This is a genomic window from Terrisporobacter petrolearius (assembly GCF_020748185.1).
GTDB classification, from domain to species: Bacteria; Bacillota; Clostridia; order Peptostreptococcales; family Peptostreptococcaceae; genus Terrisporobacter; species Terrisporobacter petrolearius.
Map to the genome: position 1 here is coordinate 1 of NZ_JAHZMO010000234.1, position 255 is coordinate 255.

Genomic DNA, 255 nt, shown 5'->3' on the forward strand with positions numbered 1-255 from the left:
ACAATTAAGAAAGTATACTAAAGTAAGAACTGTATTTCCAACAGATGAGTCATTGAGAAAATCACTATACTTATCAACTATGAAAATTATGGAGAAATGGACATCTTGGGCGTCTACTTTAGGCCAGATCACAATTAGGTTTGGAGATAGAATCCCTAGCTCTTACACAATATAAATCATATATTTTTTTGAAACTATGGGAAATTTAGTGTATAAACAACTAAATTAAACACATAATAATTGTGAAAAGAATGC

Annotated in this window: 1 pseudogene; it reads left to right on the forward strand. The window is 29.4% G+C overall.

Annotated elements, in window-relative coordinates:
• Positions 1–175: pseudogene (locus K0040_RS20455) on the forward strand (IS256 family transposase); the annotation flags it as partial.
• Positions 176–255: the final 80 nt, after the last annotated feature.